General features: G+C 46.3%; 19 protein-coding genes. 16 read left to right on the forward strand and 3 right to left on the reverse strand.

Going from position 1 to position 18,703, the window contains the following annotated elements; translation table 11 throughout:
* Positions 1 to 9 precede the first annotated feature (9 nt).
* From M654_RS10085 to moaD, 4 genes are read left to right on the forward strand one after another with little or no spacing between them, the layout of a single operon-like run.
* Positions 10 to 1,302, forward strand: coding sequence for a molybdopterin molybdotransferase MoeA (locus M654_RS10085; protein ID WP_026586782.1), 1,293 nt, complete (start codon positions 10 to 12; stop codon positions 1,300 to 1,302).
* The gene (gene mobB / locus M654_RS10090) at positions 1,269 to 1,823 is read left to right on the forward strand and encodes a molybdopterin-guanine dinucleotide biosynthesis protein B (protein ID WP_026586783.1); all 555 of its coding nucleotides are present in this window, start codon (positions 1,269 to 1,271) and stop codon (positions 1,821 to 1,823) included. Before M654_RS10085 ends, mobB begins: the two co-directional genes overlap by 34 nt.
* A complete protein-coding gene (locus M654_RS10095; RefSeq protein ID WP_026586784.1) occupies positions 1,784 to 2,281 on the forward strand; it encodes a molybdenum cofactor biosynthesis protein MoaE in 498 nt (165 codons plus the stop codon). The genes mobB and M654_RS10095 overlap by 40 nt, the downstream gene beginning before the upstream one ends.
* Complete coding sequence (gene moaD / locus M654_RS10100) at positions 2,274 to 2,507, forward strand: molybdopterin converting factor subunit 1 (protein ID WP_026586785.1); 234 nt, start codon at positions 2,274 to 2,276, stop codon at positions 2,505 to 2,507. Before M654_RS10095 ends, moaD begins: the two co-directional genes overlap by 8 nt.
* 28 nt (positions 2,508 to 2,535) lie before the next feature.
* Here moaD and M654_RS10105 read toward each other — a convergent pair whose 3' ends face one another.
* On the reverse strand, positions 2,536 to 2,916 hold the full coding sequence (locus M654_RS10105; RefSeq protein WP_026586786.1) for a Rok-like winged helix domain-containing protein: 381 nt from the start codon (positions 2,914 to 2,916) through the stop codon (positions 2,536 to 2,538).
* A gap of 256 nt (positions 2,917 to 3,172) precedes the next feature.
* Here M654_RS10105 and M654_RS10110 point away from each other — a divergent pair, with 256 nt between their 5' ends.
* The 11 genes from M654_RS10110 (at position 3,173) to lepB (ending at position 15,982) form a co-directional block, all read left to right on the forward strand.
* The gene (locus tag M654_RS10110) at positions 3,173 to 4,930 is read left to right on the forward strand and encodes an ABC transporter ATP-binding protein (protein ID WP_026586787.1); all 1,758 of its coding nucleotides are present in this window, start codon (positions 3,173 to 3,175) and stop codon (positions 4,928 to 4,930) included.
* Positions 4,931 to 4,942: 12 nt separating this feature from the next.
* Positions 4,943 to 6,751, forward strand: coding sequence for an ABC transporter ATP-binding protein (locus M654_RS10115; RefSeq protein ID WP_026586788.1), 1,809 nt, complete (start codon positions 4,943 to 4,945; stop codon positions 6,749 to 6,751).
* A gap of 94 nt (positions 6,752 to 6,845) precedes the next feature.
* Positions 6,846 to 7,523 carry a YknW family membrane protein gene (locus M654_RS10120; RefSeq protein ID WP_026586789.1) on the forward strand — a complete coding sequence of 226 codons (678 nt, stop codon included), beginning with the start codon at positions 6,846 to 6,848 and terminating at the stop codon, positions 7,521 to 7,523.
* 4 nt (positions 7,524 to 7,527) lie between these two features.
* Entirely contained in the window at positions 7,528 to 8,670 is a 1,143-nt protein-coding gene (locus M654_RS10125) for an efflux RND transporter periplasmic adaptor subunit (protein ID WP_026586790.1), read from the forward strand.
* Positions 8,671 to 9,360, forward strand: coding sequence for an ABC transporter ATP-binding protein (locus M654_RS10130; RefSeq protein ID WP_026586791.1), 690 nt, complete (start codon positions 8,671 to 8,673; stop codon positions 9,358 to 9,360).
* Entirely contained in the window at positions 9,357 to 10,550 is a 1,194-nt protein-coding gene (locus tag M654_RS10135; protein ID WP_026586792.1) for an ABC transporter permease, read from the forward strand. The genes M654_RS10130 and M654_RS10135 overlap by 4 nt, the downstream gene beginning before the upstream one ends.
* Positions 10,551 to 10,758: 208 nt before the next feature.
* Positions 10,759 to 11,406 carry a YknW family membrane protein gene (locus tag M654_RS10140; RefSeq protein ID WP_026586793.1) on the forward strand — a complete coding sequence of 216 codons (648 nt, stop codon included), beginning with the start codon at positions 10,759 to 10,761 and terminating at the stop codon, positions 11,404 to 11,406.
* Between the two features lie 281 nt (positions 11,407 to 11,687).
* On the forward strand, positions 11,688 to 12,443 hold the full coding sequence (locus M654_RS10145) for a DeoR/GlpR family DNA-binding transcription regulator (protein ID WP_026586794.1): 756 nt from the start codon (positions 11,688 to 11,690) through the stop codon (positions 12,441 to 12,443).
* Positions 12,440 to 13,351 carry a 1-phosphofructokinase gene (pfkB, locus tag M654_RS10150; RefSeq protein WP_026586795.1) on the forward strand — a complete coding sequence of 304 codons (912 nt, stop codon included), beginning with the start codon at positions 12,440 to 12,442 and terminating at the stop codon, positions 13,349 to 13,351. The genes M654_RS10145 and pfkB overlap by 4 nt, the downstream gene beginning before the upstream one ends.
* A gap of 13 nt (positions 13,352 to 13,364) precedes the next feature.
* The gene (locus tag M654_RS10155; protein ID WP_026586796.1) at positions 13,365 to 15,257 is read left to right on the forward strand and encodes a PTS fructose transporter subunit IIABC; all 1,893 of its coding nucleotides are present in this window, start codon (positions 13,365 to 13,367) and stop codon (positions 15,255 to 15,257) included.
* Positions 15,258 to 15,421: 164 nt separating this feature from the next.
* Entirely contained in the window at positions 15,422 to 15,982 is a 561-nt protein-coding gene (gene lepB / locus M654_RS10160; RefSeq protein WP_026586797.1) for a signal peptidase I, read from the forward strand.
* 37 nt (positions 15,983 to 16,019) lie between these two features.
* Here lepB and M654_RS10165 read toward each other — a convergent pair whose 3' ends face one another.
* Together M654_RS10165 and M654_RS10170 are read right to left on the reverse strand one after the other, a co-directional pair.
* A complete protein-coding gene (locus tag M654_RS10165; RefSeq protein ID WP_163170532.1) occupies positions 16,020 to 16,178 on the reverse strand; it encodes a hypothetical protein in 159 nt (52 codons plus the stop codon).
* 173 nt (positions 16,179 to 16,351) lie between these two features.
* Positions 16,352 to 16,621 (reverse strand): hypothetical protein, encoded by a 270-nt coding sequence (locus tag M654_RS10170; RefSeq protein ID WP_026586798.1) that lies wholly within the window; start codon positions 16,619 to 16,621, stop codon positions 16,352 to 16,354.
* Between the two features lie 419 nt (positions 16,622 to 17,040).
* Between M654_RS10170 and M654_RS10175 the strand changes: the two genes are divergently transcribed.
* Complete coding sequence (locus tag M654_RS10175; RefSeq protein ID WP_026586800.1) at positions 17,041 to 18,660, forward strand: ABC-F family ATP-binding cassette domain-containing protein; 1,620 nt, start codon at positions 17,041 to 17,043, stop codon at positions 18,658 to 18,660.
* The last annotated feature ends 43 nt before the right edge of the window (positions 18,661 to 18,703 follow it).

An 18,703-nucleotide genomic window follows, 5' to 3' on the forward strand; every position in this document is an offset into this window, starting at 1 on the left:
GTCTTTTGAATGTTGGAAAAAAGAAAACCGATCGCCGTCTATGAAGCTGCACAGCTTGTCTCACAGTTTCAAAAACAGGGGGAAACGGAGTGGGTTCACCTTGAAGAAAGCCTGCATCGATATTTAGCTGAAGATGTATTGGCCGACCACCATGTCCCGGCATTTGACCGTTCGCCATACGACGGTTTTGCCGTCCGTGCGGCCGATACTGCCGGCGCTGCCAGGGAACATCCGCTCAAATTTGAAGTCATTGATCATATCGGAGCAGGGGCAGTGTCTGAAAAGAAACTCGGTCCTTTTCAAGCCGTCAGAATTATGACGGGAGCGCAGATCCCAAAAGGTGCGGATGCGGTTGTCATGCTCGAGCTGACGAAGGCATATACAGAAGGCGGCAGGAACTACATGGAGCTGAAGCGTTCATTTAAGCCTGGGGACAACATTTCAAAAATGGGAGAAGACGCGGAAAAAGGCTCTGTTCTTTTAACGAAAGGAACGCGGATTACATCGGGGGTTGTCGCTTTGCTTGCGACGTTTGGATATGCCTGTGTTCCCGTGATCAAGAAGCCTGTGGTCGGCATTATCGCCACTGGAACAGAGCTCTTGAACGTCAGCGATCCCCTCGTTCCCGGAAAAATCCGCAACAGCAACGCGAGCATGGTCGCTGCTCAAGTGGAAGAAGCGGGAGGGCGGCCGCTTTATTTCGGAAAGATCTCAGATCATTTTGATGAAAGCTTTGAAGCCGTTGAAAACGCTTTGGATAAGGTTGATTTTCTGATGACAACCGGCGGAGTATCCGTGGGTGATTTTGATTTTCTGCCGGCCATTTATGAGAAGCTCGGCGCTACAGTGCTGTTCAATAAAGTGGCGATGCGCCCCGGGAGCGTCACGACAGTCGCCCAATTAAACGGAAAATTGCTTTTTGGGCTGTCAGGAAATCCGTCCGCCTGCTTCGTCGGTTTTGAGCTGTTTGTGAAGCCATCCATAAAAACCACGCTGCTTGATCCGAAACCGTATCCTTTGTGTGCAGAAGCGGTTCTGACCAAAGATTTTCCGAAACCGAATCCGTTTGCAAGGTTTGTACGTTCTGTTGTCTCCATCAAAGAAGGGACACTTCACGCCGAACCGGTCGGCCTCGATAAATCGGGTGCTGTCACATCGCTAGCTGATGCCAATGCCCTCCTGGTCTTGCCAGGAGGAACAAGAGGCTATGAAGCGGGAATGCGGGCACATGTGCTTTTATTTCGCGATGAGAACGGAAGTGACCAGCTATGGCCGCACATTTTCCAATCCTCCAGATCGTAGGGTATCAAAACAGCGGGAAAACGTCGTTTGTGGAAATGCTTGCTGACAAGCTTGAACATTCCGGTGTGAAGGTCGGCTGCCTGAAACACCACGGTCATGGAGGTGAACCGGAAGCTTTGACAGAGGGAAAGGATTCCGACCGGTTTTGGCGCGCCGGTGCAGCGGTTTCCGGTGTTGAAGGCGCGGGGGTGCTTCAGCTTAGCGCCCGAGGTGATTGGACGCTGGAGAAGCTGATTGCACTATACAGCCTCATGCCGATTGACTGCCTGCTGATCGAAGGGTTTAAACAAGCAGCCTTCCCAAAAGTAGTCATGGTCAGAAATGAAGCAGACGGCCATCTGCTTGAACAATTGTCGGGCACCATCGCCGTCATTTACCGGGACAGTCAGCCGCGTGAAGTGCCGAACGGTGTACCATCCTTTCATATTGCGGATCCCGGTGCAATGTCGTATATATTAAACCACTTAAAGGAGGAAGGCGTTTGTCTGAACGATTCGTCATCACCCAAGAACCGATTGTGATCGAAGATGTCGTCAAAAAAGTCGAGAAAAGAGAAGCCGGAGCTATTACGACATTTATCGGTACAGTCAGAGAATGGACAAAAGGAAAGAGGACGCTCTATCTGGAATATGAGGCCTATGTTCCGATGGCAGTCAGCATGCTCGCTCAAATAGGAGAAGAAATCAAGCAAAAATGGCCGGGGGCAGAGGCAGCCATTACCCACCGGATCGGAAGGCTGGAAATATCGGAAGCTGCTGTTGTCATCGCGGTTTCTTCCCCTCACCGGAAAGCGGCCTATGAAGCCAACGAATATGCGATTGAAAGAATCAAGCAAATCGTGCCAATATGGAAAAAAGAGCATTGGGAAAACGGTGAGTCCTGGATCGGCGACCAGCTTGAAACAACTGCATACCCGGAGGGAAAACCAGACATTGAAGCTGCTGCTTCAAACGATAAAAGAGGTGCTGAACATGATTAAAATATTGCTGTTTGCCCACCTTGCGGAACAGGCGGGCGCACAAAGCATTGATCTGGACGCAGAGGAAACAACGACAGACCGAATCAGGCAGTTTTTGAAGGAAACATACAGCCTCAGAGGAACAGACCGGGCGATGATCGCTGTCAATGAGGTGTATACAAGGGGCAACAGTGAAGTGAAATCAGGTGACACAGTTGCTTTCATACCCCCGGTCAGCGGAGGGTGAAACAGCCGGCAGCCGGTTATAGCTTGTTCTATAACCGGCTGCCGTTTTTGTCTGAGTTGTTTCCGAGATAGAGAAAACACCCGCGCCTTTCTTTTGAAATGTTTGGTTCTAATTTTTGAATGAGCTCATAAAGCTCACTAATACGGTGAACGTTGAAGTTGGTTCTTTCCTTGAGTTTCATCTTCAGTTCTTTCGTTGTGACAATTTTTCCTTTTTGCTGTTTAATAATGTCTACGCAATGTGCAGCATAATACTCTTTATTGGAACGTCTATGTCGCTGGATCTGCCTGTCGAGTTCTCCCAATCTTTCATAGATCCCTTCACGCTCTTTCCTGATGTCTTTCCAGATTTTCTGTTCCAATTCACCTAAGAGGAGAAGCCGTTTTTTCAAAGCCTCTCTTTTCGACATTGCAATCAACTCCGTCATTCATAATTTGATAACATTTTCTATTATTTTACATCAAATTCCTTCATTCATCAAAAAATTTCCTTTATATAAGCTTCATATTTTTTAAGATGTCAAGAGAGGTAAATTTCAAACGTGAGAGGTGAAAAGTCTCCATAATAAGTCTGAATTTTTTAAAATCGGTGGAATTTTATTTCGGAAATCGATATATTAAATGATGTGTCCTAGTTTTACATGAATTGGAAAGGTGCTGGTGCGAATGGAGTCTCTTAAAAAACTGAAATCCTTTTATTGGCCTTATAAAAAAATGTTTGTGCTGTCGCTCGTTTCAATGCTTTTAATGACCGCGATCACTGTGATTTATCCGATCATGCTGCAGCTGACGATTGATGAAGTGATACTCGGCGGCGAATACGGCTTGGTCATGTGGATTAGCTTAGGATTTATCGCAGTCATGACGGTAAAGGGGGCAGCTACTTTTTTTCATCAATATCTCGGTGATATGTTCGGCATCCGCTCGGTCTACAGCTTGAGAAAAGAGCTGTATGCGAAGCTGCAGCGCCTCTCGTTTAAATATTATGACAGCGCAAAAACAGGGGATCTCATGTCGCGGCTGACCGCTGATGTCGAAGGAATCAGATTCTTTTTATCTTTCGGCTTTGCAGAAGCGATTCGCTTCATCCTGCTTGTCAGCTTGAGCCTTTCTGTTATGTTTTCTTATTCTGTGCCCCTTACGCTCGTAACAATCGCATCGCTGCCGTTTCTCGGCGCTGCGGTTTACCGGTTTGATCAAAAAGTGCATCCTGCTTTTCGAAAAATTAGAAAATCATTCGCCCGTTTAAACACAAAAGTCCAGGAAAACATCAGCGGAATCAACACCGTCAAATCCCTATCAAAAGAAGACTTTGAAATTCAGAATTTCACTCATTCAAACGAACACTTTCGAACGAAAAATTTACATGCTTCATATATCATGTCAAAGTTCTTCCCTTTGATGGAGTTTATCGGCAACATCTGTCTGGTTGCTCTGTTGTCGTTCGGCGGCTGGCTTGTCATTCAAAATCGGTTAAACCCGGGGGAGCTCGTCGCTTTTTTCAGTCTTGTCAATTATATGATGTGGCCGATTATGAACCTTGGGTATGTGATCAACTTGTTTTCACAAGCAAAAGCGTCAGCAGAACGCTTGTTGGAAATTATTGACGAAGACGAGGAAATCACCGACCGAGGCCAACCGGAACAAAGCGGACGGCTGAATGGGGATGTCGTATTCAGCAATGTATCCCTTCGATATACAAAGGATAACGCGGAAGCTTTGCATGACGTTTCCTTCCAAGCTCCCCGCGGGAAAACGATTGGTTTAATCGGGGCGACGGGCTCCGGGAAAAGCAGCATTATTCAATTGTTGAGCCGTTTTTACGAACCGACAGCGGGAATGATCACGATTGATGACAAGCCGCTTTCCAGCTATTCATTAAAGATGCTGCGCTCCAATATCGGTATCGTGCCTCAGGAATCGTTTTTGTTTTCATCCACCATCCGCTCGAATATTGCATATGGAAAACCGGATGCCTCGATGGATGACATCATTGAAAGCGCGAAAAGGGCGCAGGCCCACGACTTTATTATGGAGCTTCCAGACCGATATGAGACGATGCTCGGCGAGAGGGGGCTCGGGCTTTCGGGAGGCCAAAAACAGCGGATTGCAATCGCGCGGGCGATTTGCCTCAATCCGAGCATTCTGATTTTGGATGATTCGACAAGCGCCGTCGATATGGAGACCGAACACCGCATCCAGCTTGCGCTCAAGGAAGTCATGCGGGATCGGACGACTTTCATTATCGCCCACAGAATCTCGTCTTTGAAACATGCCGACGAAATTCTCGTTTTGGACGGCGGCAAGGTAAAAGAAAGGGGAACACATCAAGAGTTAATCGAGAAAAACGGTTTGTATAAACGGATTTTTGATTTGCAGTACAAAGACCAGCAATTGCTGAATGAACCGCATTTTGCAGGATAGGGGGCTGTTGTCATGGAACAGGAAGCCAAAAAACAAACATTGATGAACCGGTTTTTTTACACCTCAGACCAAATCATTGAAAAGCCGTTTAACTGGGCGCAAATGTGGCGGCTGCTCAAATATTTAAAGCCGTATCGGAAAAATTTGCTGCCGCTGTCCTTTTTAACGGTGATCATCGGTGCGGCCATCCGGCTGACGGTGCCGATATTGATCGGGGTGTATGCGCTTGATCAAGCCATCGCGGGAAAAGATATGAACCTTTTGGTCACATTAATCATCGTGATCAGCATCATGTATTTGGCAAATTACATTGCGAACGTCTTGAGGATCCGCTGGATGAACAAGCTTGGACAGCATGTGATCTACGATTTAAGGCAGCATTTGTTTACGCATGTCCAGCGCCTGTCACACCGGTTTTTTGACGAACGTTCGGCGGGTTCGATTCTCGTCCGCATTATGAATGATATCAATTCTCTGCAGGAGCTGTTTACGAGCGGAGTCATCAATTTGCTGATGGATATCCTTTTGCTTTTGGGGATTATTGTGATTCTGTTTTCGCTCAGCCCGGAATTGACCATCGCGATCATGGTCACATTGCCTGTCATGTTCTTTATTTCTACCAATCTTCGAAGAAAAATCCGCCGTTCATGGCAAAAAGTCCGTCTGAAGCAGTCGAAACTGAACTCCCATTTGAATGAAAGCATTCAGGGCATAAGGGTGACGCAAGCGTTTACCCAGGAAAAAGAAAACATGATGTATTTTGCAGGTGTCAATGGCGAGAACTATGAAGCGTGGAAAGAAGCGACGAAAAAAAATGCGACATTTCGTCCGCTGGTGGAAATGACAAACGCTGTCGGCACAGCCATTTTAATATGGTACGGCTCTACATTGATCATCAATGAGACGATCACGATCGGTGTTTTTGTATCCTTCGCTTTTTACCTCGGGATGTTTTGGGAGCCGATTTCAAGGCTTGGCCAGGTCTATAATCAGCTCCTGATGGGGATGGCTTCATCTGAACGAATCTTTGAATTTCTTGATGAAAAGCCGGTTGTTGCCGATAAAGAAAATGCGGTCAACATCAAAGAATTAAAAGGCCGGATTGAATTTGACGAGGTTGAATTTTCTTACGACGGGAAGCGGAAAGCGCTCAACAAGGTTTCGTTTGAGGTTCCGGCGGGGACATCGCTTGCGCTTGTCGGACATACGGGATCCGGCAAGACGACGATTGCGAGCCTGATCAGCCGCTTTTATGACGCGACAGGCGGAACGGTGAAAGTCGACGGAATTCCGATTACCGATATCTCGCTTGCCGATCTCCGTTCGCAAATCAGCATCGTCCTTCAGGATACATTTATTTTCTCAGGAACGATTTTGGAAAATATCCGCTTCGGGCGCCCGAACGCAACAGATGAAGAAGTCGTCGCAGCGGCTAAAGCCGTCGGTGCCGATTCTTTCATTTCAGCGCTCCCGAACGGCTATGCCACAGAGGTGGAGGAGCGCGGCAACATTTTATCAGCGGGGGAACGCCAGCTGATTTCGTTTGCAAGGGCGCTGTTGGCTGATCCGCGCATTCTGATCCTTGACGAAGCAACGGCAAGCATTGACACGGAGACGGAAGTCAAGATTCAGACTGCGCTTAAAACACTGCTTCACGGCCGCACGGCCATTATGATCGCCCACAGACTTTCGACGATTAGGGATGCCGATCAAATCATCGTCTTGGATCACGGCAAAAAGATGGAGGAAGGCAGTCATGTGCAGCTAATGGAGAAGCGCGGGATCTATTACGGCTTGATCAAGAAGCAGTCAAGCCGCTGATGAAAGCCGGATCATATTCGTGTAAGAAAATGAAACCTTTTATCTGAACGAATCGTATTGACAACCAGAACATATATTGGAGGTTTTTTAAACAATGGAAACAAATTTAGAAAAACATGCAGTCACAAAACCCTCTATATTTGGGGTGATGACAAGTCCAGGCGTGCAGTTTGAAAGAATCAGAGAAAAGCCCTCTATATGGGGGCCGCTGTTTTTGGTGCTCGTTTTAACTGTGATCGGCGCTGTATTAACGGCGTTTGGAATCAATTATGACGCCGTATTGAAAGAGACAGGATTACAGTCCGCTGACGAACTGCAAATCGCCAAGTCGCTTGCCATCGGATTGGCGATATTTGGCACAATTATTTTTGTGCTCGCGACGATTTTTATTGCACCGCTGATTTATTGGCTCTGTGTGAAAATATCCGGCGGGGAAACGACATATCCAAAAATGCTGTCGATGACCCTGTTCATGACATTCATTTCAAGCATCGGCACGCTGATCAACGGAATTTTCGTGTATGCTACCCATTCGTCCACAGCGTATAATGTGACATCGCTTGCGAGCCTGATTCCGGCTGATCAGCCTCTTGTCAATGTATTGAATCTTTTTGAGGTTTTCTCCATTTGGAGTTATGTTCTTTTAGCCATCGGTCTTGAAAAGGCGGGCGGGATTTCTAAAAAAGCGGCATGGATCAGCACAGCTGTCTTATTCGGCATTGTGCTGTTGTTCTCGTTTTTATCCGGATTGTTAGGTGCGGCAGGTGCGTAACAACATGAAAAAAATATGGATCGGAATTGGCATTGTCCTCATTATCGTTCTTTTTATCGGAATCAACTTGTACCGGTCCGCTGCTCAAACAGGAGGCAGCGCAATCACCGATGTGAAAGTCGGAAAACTGGAAGAAAAGGAAATAGCGGCAACCGTTATGGTTCCCGGAAAGCTAAAATTCAAAAACGAGCAATCTGTCTATTATGAATCAGAAAAAGGCGAGCTTGATAAGGTGGAAGTAAAACCGGGCGATAAAGTGAAAAAAGGGACGGTTTTACTCACCTATGCGAATGAACAGTTAAAGCTTGAACAAGAGAAAAATGAACTGGCTTCAGAAGCAAACCGCTTAAAAATCGAGCAAATCAGCGACAAGAAAAAGGCGTTAAACAACAAGGAAAAAGAGCTTCAGAAAGAACTTGGAGAACAAAAAGCACGCGAGCAAATTGAATCCGAGCGGTCGGAGCTTGACATGGAGGAAAAAACGGCGCAACTCGAACTCAAGCAATCGCTGCTTGAGGAAAAATCGCTTGAACATCAACTGGATCGTCTCGAAGTGAAAAGCGATATTGAAGGCACTGTCATTTCAGTCGACCAAAAAGCGGCATCTGCCAAATCCGATATTCAGGAACCGGTCATACATATTGGCGATACGGATCATCTCATCGTTGAAGGGATGCTGTCTGAATACGATACGTTGAAGGTGAAAAAAGGTCAAAAAGTAACATTGACATCAGACGTGATACAGGATTTAACATGGAAAGGCACCGTTTCATCGGTCGGGCTTGTCCCTGACCAGCAAGCCGAAACAGCAGCGGCGGCTGCTTCAACCGCGGAGCAGGCCGTGCAGTATCCGCTCGAAGTCAAAATTGCCGGCAAGCTTCCACAGGGCAAGCCGGGATTCAAGCTGATCATGGACATTGAAACAGATAAGAGAAAAGCAAAGACACTGCCGCAGAAAGCCGTAAAAAAAGACGGCGACCAGTATTATGTCTATACAATAAGAGACGGCAAGGCAAACCGGGTTGATGTAAAGATCGGCGAAACGGCGGATGATCAGATGGAAATCAAGGAAGGCCTCTCAGGCGATGACCAGGTGATTTTAAATCCTTCAGACGATATAACCGACGGAACGGATGTGAAAGCTTAAATGATTCAGCTTTCCAAAGTGAAAAAAAGCTATCAGATCGGAAAAGAGACATTTGATGTCCTTCATTCCATTGATGTTGTGATTGAACGCGGCGAGTACCTGTCCATTATGGGGCCGTCCGGTTCCGGAAAATCAACGCTCATGAACATCATCGGCTGCCTTGACCGCCCGTCATCAGGCATCTATAAACTGGACGGCGAGGATGTTTCTTCATACAAAGATAAGGAGCTGGCGGCGGTCAGAAATCAATCGATCGGCTTTGTTTTTCAACAGTTTCAGCTTTTGCCGAGACTGAACGCGAAAAAGAATGTCGAGCTTCCGATGATTTATGCAGGCATCGGCAAAAAAGAGCGGCAAGAACGGGCCGAACGGGCTTTGGAAAAGGTCGGGCTGAAAGACCGAATGCTGCATATGCCCAGCGAGCTTTCCGGCGGGCAAAAACAGCGGGTCGCCATCGCCCGCGCGATTGTCAATGAACCAAAGCTGATTTTGGCTGATGAACCAACCGGAGCATTAGATACGAAAACGAGCATTTCGATCATGGAGCAATTTTCCGAATTAAACGCTGAAGGGACAACCGTTCTGCTGGTCACTCATGAACCGGAAATTGCCGATTATACGAATCGTGTCATTATGGTGCGTGACGGTGAGATCGTTGCTTCTGAAAGGCAAAGGAGTGTGGGGGAATGAGCCTGTTGGAAAATCTGCGGATGGCTCTCAGCTCTGTTTTAGCCCATAAAATGCGGTCGATCTTAACGATGCTCGGCATCATCATCGGCGTCGGCTCAGTCATTGTCGTCGTGGCGGTAGGACAAGGCGGGGAGCAGATGCTCAAGCAGTCCATCAGCGGTCCCGGCAATACAGTCGAATTATTTTACTCTCCGAGTGAAGAAGAGCTTGCCAAAAATCCCAACGCCTATGAAGAAGCGAACTTTACCGAAGCTGATATTAACAGTTTGAAAGAAATCGAAGGTGTGAAGCAGGTCGTCGCTTCGACAACGGAAAATATGACGGCCCGGTACCGAAAAGAGGAAACCGATTCATCAATTATCGGCATCAACAGCGGCTATATGAGTGTCAATTCATTACATATAAAAGAAGGCAGAGGCTTCACTGAAAATGATTTTCTGTCCGGAAAAAGAGCGGGGGTCATTTCCGAAAAATTCTCTGAAGAGCTATTTGACAAAAAATCACCGCTCGGCCAAGTTGTATGGGTCAACGGACAGCCGGTCGAAGTCATCGGCATCCTCGAAAAAGAAACCGGTCTGCTTTCGCTTGAGCAAAGTGAAATGTATCTGCCATTTACGATGATGAGATCGTCTTTTGGCAGCAGCAACTACAGCACGGTCTCCCTTCAGGTTGAATCGGCCGATGATATGAAGGCGGTAGGGCAAGAGGCTGCTCAACTGATGAATGATCATCATGACACCGAAGATTCTTATCAGGTGATGAACATGGAGGAAATTGCAAAAGGCATCGGCCAAGTCACAACGATTATGACGATGATCATCGGTTCCATTGCCGGCATTTCTCTATTGGTCGGCGGAATCGGCGTCATGAATATCATGCTTGTCTCTGTGACCGAACGCACAAGAGAAATCGGGATCAGAAAATCGCTGGGGGCTACGCGGGGGCAGATTTTATTGCAATTTTTAATTGAGTCCGTCGTTTTGACACTGATTGGCGGTCTTATCGGAATCGGGCTCGGGTACGGCGGAGCATCGCTTGTGTCTGTCATAGCCGGGTGGCCGTCGCTTGTATCCTGGCAGGTTGTCATTGGCGGGGTCTTATTCAGCATGGTGATCGGAGTCATTTTCGGCATGCTTCCGGCCAACAAAGCGGCCCGCTTGGATCCGATCGATGCATTGCGCTATGAATAGATTTGTCATTTGCAAAAATGTTTGGCTGGGATGCTGTGAACCCAAGGTCATGTGGTGGTTTCAATCTAAAGACCGATTTGATATCGGTCTTTTTTATTTACTTCCTTTCCAGTTTGGTAAAAATTTAAGCTAATTTTAATCAATCTTAAGTATGCGAAATGGTAAACTTGACATTGTGTAATTTTGAAAAAATGGAGGAATTTAAAAAGTGGAAGCAAATGTAGAAACAGTACAGAAACAAAAAAAGCCGTCACTGCTCGGCATCATCATAAGCCCTGTCCGGCAGTTTGAGAGGATGAGAGAAAGACCAGCCATTTGGCTGGCGCTGATCATTTCGCTGGCATTATCAGCCTTTTCTGTTTACTTGAGCTATTGGAAACTGAATGAGGAGTTGCTTTTTGAATTTAATCCTGGAATGTTGGCTGCTCGCGATATTTTTCGATCGATTATCTTCTATGTCCTCAGCGGATTGGTATTGTGGCTGATCGCCAAAATTGGCGGCGGAAAAACCAATTTTGCCTGCATGGTCTCATTGTCTGTATTTGGTACGTTTGTCGTCGTTATCAGAGATGTCATCATCAGTTTGATTTACTATTTTACAAATTCAGATATCGCGTTTTCGTTCTCATCCCTTGATGGATACATTCCGGCAGAGGAGCCGTTATCGAGTGTCCTGGCGTTGTTTGACATCTTTACAATCTGGGCGTTTGTATTGGTTGCTATCGGACTGCAAAAAGCAGCCGGCGCTTCAAAACGGGCGGCATGGATCGGCGTTTCTGTTTTATTTGTAGTATTTCTTTTGTTCTCTTATCTATTAGGCCTGTTTTTTTTATTTTTACAAAACCTTCCGAACTAAGCGGAACAGATATGAAAAACCTCATGCATCTGAGCATGGGGTTTTATTTTTTGGTTCGAATGAATATTCATCGAATAGATAATAATAATGTCACATATTTTTGCGGATTTTTATCGTTTATACAGTTTACAAATGATACATATCACGTTAAGATGTTGAAATGTGAAAGATTTTGATGGTTATTGAATGAATTTGAAAGATTTTTGTTGAGTTTTGTCGAAAAAGCGTTTACAATGAAATTGTAAGTTGAATGAAGGCGTTTTCAAAAAAGGGGTGATAATGTGTTGACTCCTGAACGGCATCAGCTGATCATCGACGAAATCGAAAAGCATGATGTCGTGAAAATCCAGTACTTAATGAATTTAACAAATGCCTCAGAGTCAACGATCAGAAGAGATTTGTCGACGCTCGAAGCCCGCGGATATTTAAAGCGCGTTCATGGAGGAGCATCAAAGCTGTCCGACATTCGAATGGAGCCGGACATGCTTGAAAAATCATCCAAAAACCTTCATGAAAAAAGAAAAATCGCCCAGGAAGCCGCCTCTCTGCTTAAAGAAGGCGATTGCATTTTCCTTGATGCCGGAACGACTACTTTGCAAATGATCGATTTTATCGATCAAGAGAAGGATATCATCGTAGTTACGAACGGAGTTATGCACATTGAGGCATTAATGAAAAAAGGGATTCCATTTTATTTATTGGGCGGATATGTGAAGCATAAAACCGGGGCGATCGTGGGAGGCTCCGCCTTATCGGCCATCAGCCAGTACCGGTTTGACAAAAGCTTTATCGGTGTGAACGGGATTCATACAGAAGCGGGATTTACAACCCCCGATCCCGAAGAAGCGCTCTTGAAAACAAAGGCTGTCAAACAGGCAAAAAAAGCTTTTGCACTCGCTGATGCTTCCAAATTCGGAGAGATGTCTTTTTCTGCCTTTGCAAGTTTAGACGAAGCAACTATCATTACAGCAGGATCTGCAAAACATTCATTTGATAACTATCAAGAAAAAACTGTCGTAAAGGTAGTGAAAACATGATATACACTGTAACACTCAACCCATCGGTCGACTACATCGTTCACGTAGAAGAATTTACTTTAGGCGGGTTAAATCGTTCAGCTTATGACACGAAATACCCTGGAGGCAAAGGAATCAATGTCTCGCGGGTGCTGAACAGACACCATGTGCCTTCTAAAGTTCTCGGTTTTATCGGCGGTTTTACAGGGGGTTACATCAAATCTTTCTTGGAAGAAGAAAAACTTGAGACGGCCTTTAATGAAGTAAACGGGGATACCCGAATCAATGTCAAATTAAAGACCGGTGATGAAACGGAAATCAACGGACAAGGCCCTGTCATCAGTGAAGACGATTTCGCGGCGTTTTTAGCCCGATTTTCCGCGATGAAAGAAGGAGATATCGTCGTATTGGCAGGCAGCATCCCGGCTTCAATGCCTCAGGACACCTATGAAAAAATTGCCGAAGCGTGCAGCCGGCAACATGTCCGTGTCGTCCTTGATATTTCAGGCGAGGCCCTCTTGAAAGCGGCTCAAATGCGCCCGCTTTTAATGAAGCCGAACCATCACGAGCTGGGAGAAATGTTCCAAACGACGATTACCACTCCAGAGGAAGCGGTGCCATACGGCAAAAAACTGATTGAACAAGGAGCGGAAAACGCGATCGTTTCAATGGCGGGCGAAGGCGCTCTCTTATTCACAAAAGACGGCGTATATCATGCGAATGTCCCTAAAGGAAAGCTCGTCAATTCTGTCGGAGCAGGGGATTCGGTGGTTGCCGGTTTTCTCGCAGGCATTGAAAAACAGCTCGACATCAAAGAAGCTTTTCGCTTAGGCGTTGCCTCAGGAAGTGCGACAGCTTTTTCTGAGGAGCTCGGAACAGAAGAGCTGGTTCACAAACTTCTTCCGGAAGTTCAAGTCAAAGCGATATAAAGGAGGAAAGGTTATGAAAATAACAGAGCTACTAACGAAGCATACGATCAAGTTAAACCTTGAGAGCAGCCAGAAAGAAAACGTGATTGAAGAGCTTGTAACCGTTTTGGACCAGGCCGGAAAATTAAATGATAAAGAAGGCTACAAAGACGCCGTGATCAATCGCGAAAAACAAAGCTCGACAGGAATCGGCGAAGGGATTGCCATTCCTCACGCGAAAACGGCGAGCGTTAAAGAGCCGGCCATCGCATTTGGCCGTTCAAAAGAAGGTGTCGATTACGAATCTCTGGACGGACAGCCGAGCCATCTCGTCTTCATGATCGCTGCAACGGATGGCGCAAACAACACACACCTTGAAGCGCTCTCAAGACTATCCACTCTATTGATGAGGGAAGAAATCCGCAAACAGCTGCTTGATGCGGAATCAGCAGAAGAAATCATCGATATTATCAACGAGCATGATAAAGACGATGAAGATGAAGAGCAAGGGGAAACGCCTCAAGCGCCGTCAGCCAAAGGAAAAATCCTTGCGGTGACAGCATGCCCGACAGGGATCGCCCACACGTTCATGGCTGCCGATGCTTTGAAGGAAAAAGCGAAAGAGCTTGGCGTTGATATCAAAGTTGAAACGAACGGTTCAAGCGGTATTAAAAATGGTCTGACAGCGCAGGAAATCGAAGATGCGGTTGCGATCATCGTCGCCGCCGACAAGCAGGTTGAAATGGATCGTTTCCAAGGTAAACACGTCATTGAAGTACCTGTGACAGCGGGAATCAGACGCCCGAAAGAATTGATTGAGCAAGCCTTGAAGCAAGATGCGCCAATCTATCAGGCGAAAGGCGGCGCTGCATCCGATTCTGAAGACGGAGCTGCCAAAGGAAAAGGCGGCGGCTTCTACAAACACCTGATGAGCGGTGTCAGCAACATGCTGCCATTCGTCGTCGGGGGCGGGATTTTAGTTGCGCTTTCATTCTTCTGGGGAATTAACGCAACCAAACCGGGAGATCCTACTTATAATGAGTTTGCAGCTGTTTTAAACAATATTGGCGGAACCAATGCCCTTGGATTAATCGTCGCTGTATTGGCCGGATTTATCGCTATGAGTATTGCAGACCGTCCTGGATTTGCGCCTGGTATGGTCGGCGGTTTCATGGCGACGCAAGCTGGCGCCGGTTTCCTAGGCGGGCTGATTGCCGGTTTCTTAGCTGGTTATATCGTTGTTCTCTTGAAGAAAGTATTTGCCGGACTTCCGCAAGTGCTTGACGGCTTAAAGCCTGTGTTACTTTATCCGCTGTTTGGGATCTTCTTTACCGGAGTCATTATGCATTATGTTGTCAACACGCCTGTCAAGATGATCATGGATGGCATGACACATTGGCTTGAAGGGCTTGGTACAGGAAACCTTGTTGTCATGGGTATTGTTTTAGGCGGTATGATGGCGATTGATATGGGAGGACCGATCAATAAAGCGGCCTTCACATTCGGTATCGCGATGATTGAAGCAGGAAACTTTGGACCGCATGCGGCAATCATGGCTGGCGGTATGGTGCCTCCGCTAGGAATCGCGCTTGCGACAACATTCTTTAAAAATAAGTTCTCAAAACGTGATCGTGAAGCTGGAATTACCAACTATGTGATGGGACTGTCATTTATCACTGAAGGTGCGATTCCGTTTGCGGCGGCAGATCCGGCCCGCGTCATCCCTGCATGTATGATTGGGTCAGCAGTCGCTGGCGGTTTATCCCAGTTTTTCCATGTCACACTGCAAGCACCGCATGGCGGAATATTCGTTCTCTTCTTTACCACAAATCATGCGCTGCTGTATCTCCTCAGTATCTTGATTGGTGCGGTTGTGACAGCTTTGATTCTCGGCGTTTTGAAAAAGCCGGTTCCAACTGAAAAATAAATGCTGAAAGTGCCACGGGGGAAACCTTGCGGCACTTTCTTTTTTCCTGTTTTCGGGTCTGGGCGTACACTGATTATGAATTCTCCCAAGACTTGTGATAAAGTATAGGAAAGCTTTATTTTCAACTTGTACATTGCAACAGACTGTTTTTAGGAGGAAGCGTTTTGACTGAAGAAAAATCCAAGAAAAAGAATAATTCTCTCTTTGAATGGGTAAAAGCCATCATTATCGCAGTCGCTCTGGCTTTATTGATCCGGGCGTTTTTATTTGAACCGTATTTAGTTGAAGGCACTTCGATGGATCCGACACTGCATGACGGGGAACGTTTGTTCGTTTATAAAACGGTTAAATACATTGGGGAGTTTGAACGCGGGGATATCGTCATCATTGACGGAGATGAAAAAAATGTCCACTATGTTAAGCGTCTGATCGGTCTGCCGGGAGATACCGTGCAAATGAAAGATGACACGCTTTATATTAACGGGAAGAAAGTCGCCGAGCCGTATCTGGCGGAAAACAGAAAAGAGGCGAAAGCGGTCGGCGTCAAACTGACGGGTGATTTTGGCCCTGTTAAAGTTCCGGAAGGCAAGTATTTCGTGATGGGGGACAACCGGCAGAGATCGATGGACAGCCGCAACGGACTCGGGCTGATCGATAAAAAACGGGTTGTCGGAACATCGCAATTCGTGTTTTTCCCGTTTAATGAAATCCGAAAAACAGACTAAAAAAAAGCCTGGCGTCCCCCGGGACGTCAGGCTTTTTTTAAGACATCACGGACGCCAGCACCGCGATAAACAGGACGGTGACGAACACTGACGCCATGATGACAAAGCCGGTCAGGCATCCCGCAGAAAACAGACCGAGTAATAAGGTGAGCGCAGCCAAGTACGCTAATGCTCCGATAAGTCGCTGTTTAAACATCCGAGCCACCTCCTAATTCATCCTTATATCGTTCATGCAATGTGTCTGCGAGTTCCTTAGCGTACACAAGAAACGCATTGACAAAATCAGCCTCTTCCTGCGTTATTATTTCATTTTCTTTACCTTGCTTAGCTTGAATTTGGCGAGTTAAAGCAGGACGGTCAGGCTTTTTTTTAAGACATCACGGACGCCAGCACCGCGATAAACAGGACGGTGACGAACACTGACGCCATGATGAGAAGAACGCTGTAAAGGGTTTTGATTTGCGCGGTTTCTTTTCCTTTTTTCGCAAGGATTCTTTTGGCATAGATATGAACAAACGCGTAAATCAGAGCAATCCCGATGTAAAGGCCTAAATCACGCGCTGTAAAACCGGTTACTGCCAGATATACACCGGCAAAAAAAATAAACATGCAGTATTCTGTCAGAGTGATAAGCTTCATGTTTTCCTCCGTCTAACGATCCGTGTTTTCTTCAAATATCACCTTTTTATAATATATCTTTTGTAGCCATCCTACAAGAAGGCCGAACCCTATCAAAAGACACGCGAATACAAAAAAATCAAAAGTCCACATATTATATCCTTTGAAAAACCCGATCGCCAACGTAGCGATGACCATGGTGAGTGATAGAAAAGCCGCGTGCCGGGGCCTTGTGTTTACCCATCTGATAATATCCGGGTCATCTTTTATATTCATTTATCCTTCCCCCATTCTTCATTAATTGTAACATATTGTCACAATGAACATACAAAAAAAGCGCATGTCGGCTTTGCGCTTTATAGCTTCATCACATCAGAGCATTTCTCTTATAGGTCATTCGTGTTATACTCTTTTTAATGAAGGAATATGGAGGATATTAAATGATAGCTGTTCATAATGTAAGCTTGCGGTTTGCAGACCGGAAGTTATTTGAAGATGTCAACATTAAATTTACGCCCGGAAACTGCTACGGGCTGATCGGGGCCAATGGCGCCGGGAAATCTACATTTTTGAAAATTTTGTCAGGGGAGATTGAGCCGCAGACAGGCGATGTTCATATGAGCCCCGGCGAGCGCCTCGCCGTTCTGAAGCAAAACCACTTTGAGTATGAAGAATATGAAGTGCTGAAAACGGTCATCATGGGCCATAAGCGCCTTTATGAAGTGATGCAGGAGAAAGACGCCATTTACATGAAGCCTGACTTTTCCGATGAAGACGGGATTCGCGCTGCCGAGCTGGAAGGCGAGTTTGCCGAGCTGAACGGCTGGGAAGCGGAAGGAGAAGCGGCGATATTATTAAAGGGGCTTGGCATTCCTGAAGAGCTCCATACGAAAAAAATGGCCGATCTCGGCGGATCTGATAAAGTGAAAGTGCTTCTTGCCCAGGCGCTCTTTGGAAAGCCTGATGTGCTCCTTCTCGATGAGCCGACGAACCATTTGGATATTCAGGCGATTCAGTGGCTTGAGGAGTTCTTGATCAATTTTGAGAATACGGTGATCGTTGTGTCTCATGACCGTCACTTTTTAAATAAAGTCTGCACACACATCGCTGATTTGGATTTTAATAAAATCCAAATCTATGTCGGAAACTATGATTTCTGGTATGAATCAAGCCAGCTCGCTTTGAAAATGGCACAGGAAGCCAATAAGAAAAAAGAAGAGCAGATCAAGCAGCTTCAGGAGTTCGTCGCCAGATTCAGCGCCAATGCCTCCAAATCAAAGCAGGCGACATCAAGAAAAAAACTGCTTGAGAAAATTACGCTGGATGATATTAAACCGTCGTCACGCAAGTATCCTTACGTCAATTTCACGCCTGAGCGTGAGATTGGAAATGATGTGCTTGTCGTCAAAGACCTGTCCAAAACGATCGACGGTGTCAAAGTTCTTGATTCGGTCAGCTTTATGATGAACAAGGATGATAAAATCGCGTTTACGGGACGCAATGAGCTTGCTGCGACAACGCTCTTTAAAATCCTCGCCGGGGAAATGGAGCCTGACAGCGGGACATTTAAGTGGGGTGTGACGACATCCCAGGCGTTTTTCCCGAAAGACAACAGCGAGTATTTTGAAAACAGCGATTTGAACCTTGTCGACTGGCTCCGCCAATTTTCCCCGCATGATCAAAGCGAAAGCTTCCTGCGCGGATTTTTAGGCAGAATGCTGTTCTCTGGAGAAGAAGTGCTCAAAAAAGCAAGCGTCCTCTCAGGGGGAGAAAAAGTCCGCTGCATGCTGTCGAAAATGATGCTCTCCGGAGCGAATGTGTTAATGCTGGATGAGCCGACAAACCATTTAGACCTTGAATCGATTACAGCTTTAAACAACGGCTTAATCAGCTTTAAAGGCGCCATGCTGTTTACATCCCATGACCATCAGTTTGTCCAAACGATCGCCAACCGGATCATCGAGATCACGCCAAACGGCATCGTAGACAAGCAAATGAGCTATGACGAGTTTTTGGAAGATAAAACGGTACAGGACAAGCTTGCCGAACTTTACGCATAATTCCAGAAACCCCGCCTGAAAAAGCGGGGTTTCTTATATCAAG

The organism is Bacillus sp. NSP9.1, from assembly GCF_000465465.2.
Taxonomy (GTDB): Bacteria; Bacillota; Bacilli; order Bacillales; family Bacillaceae; genus Bacillus; species Bacillus sonorensis_A.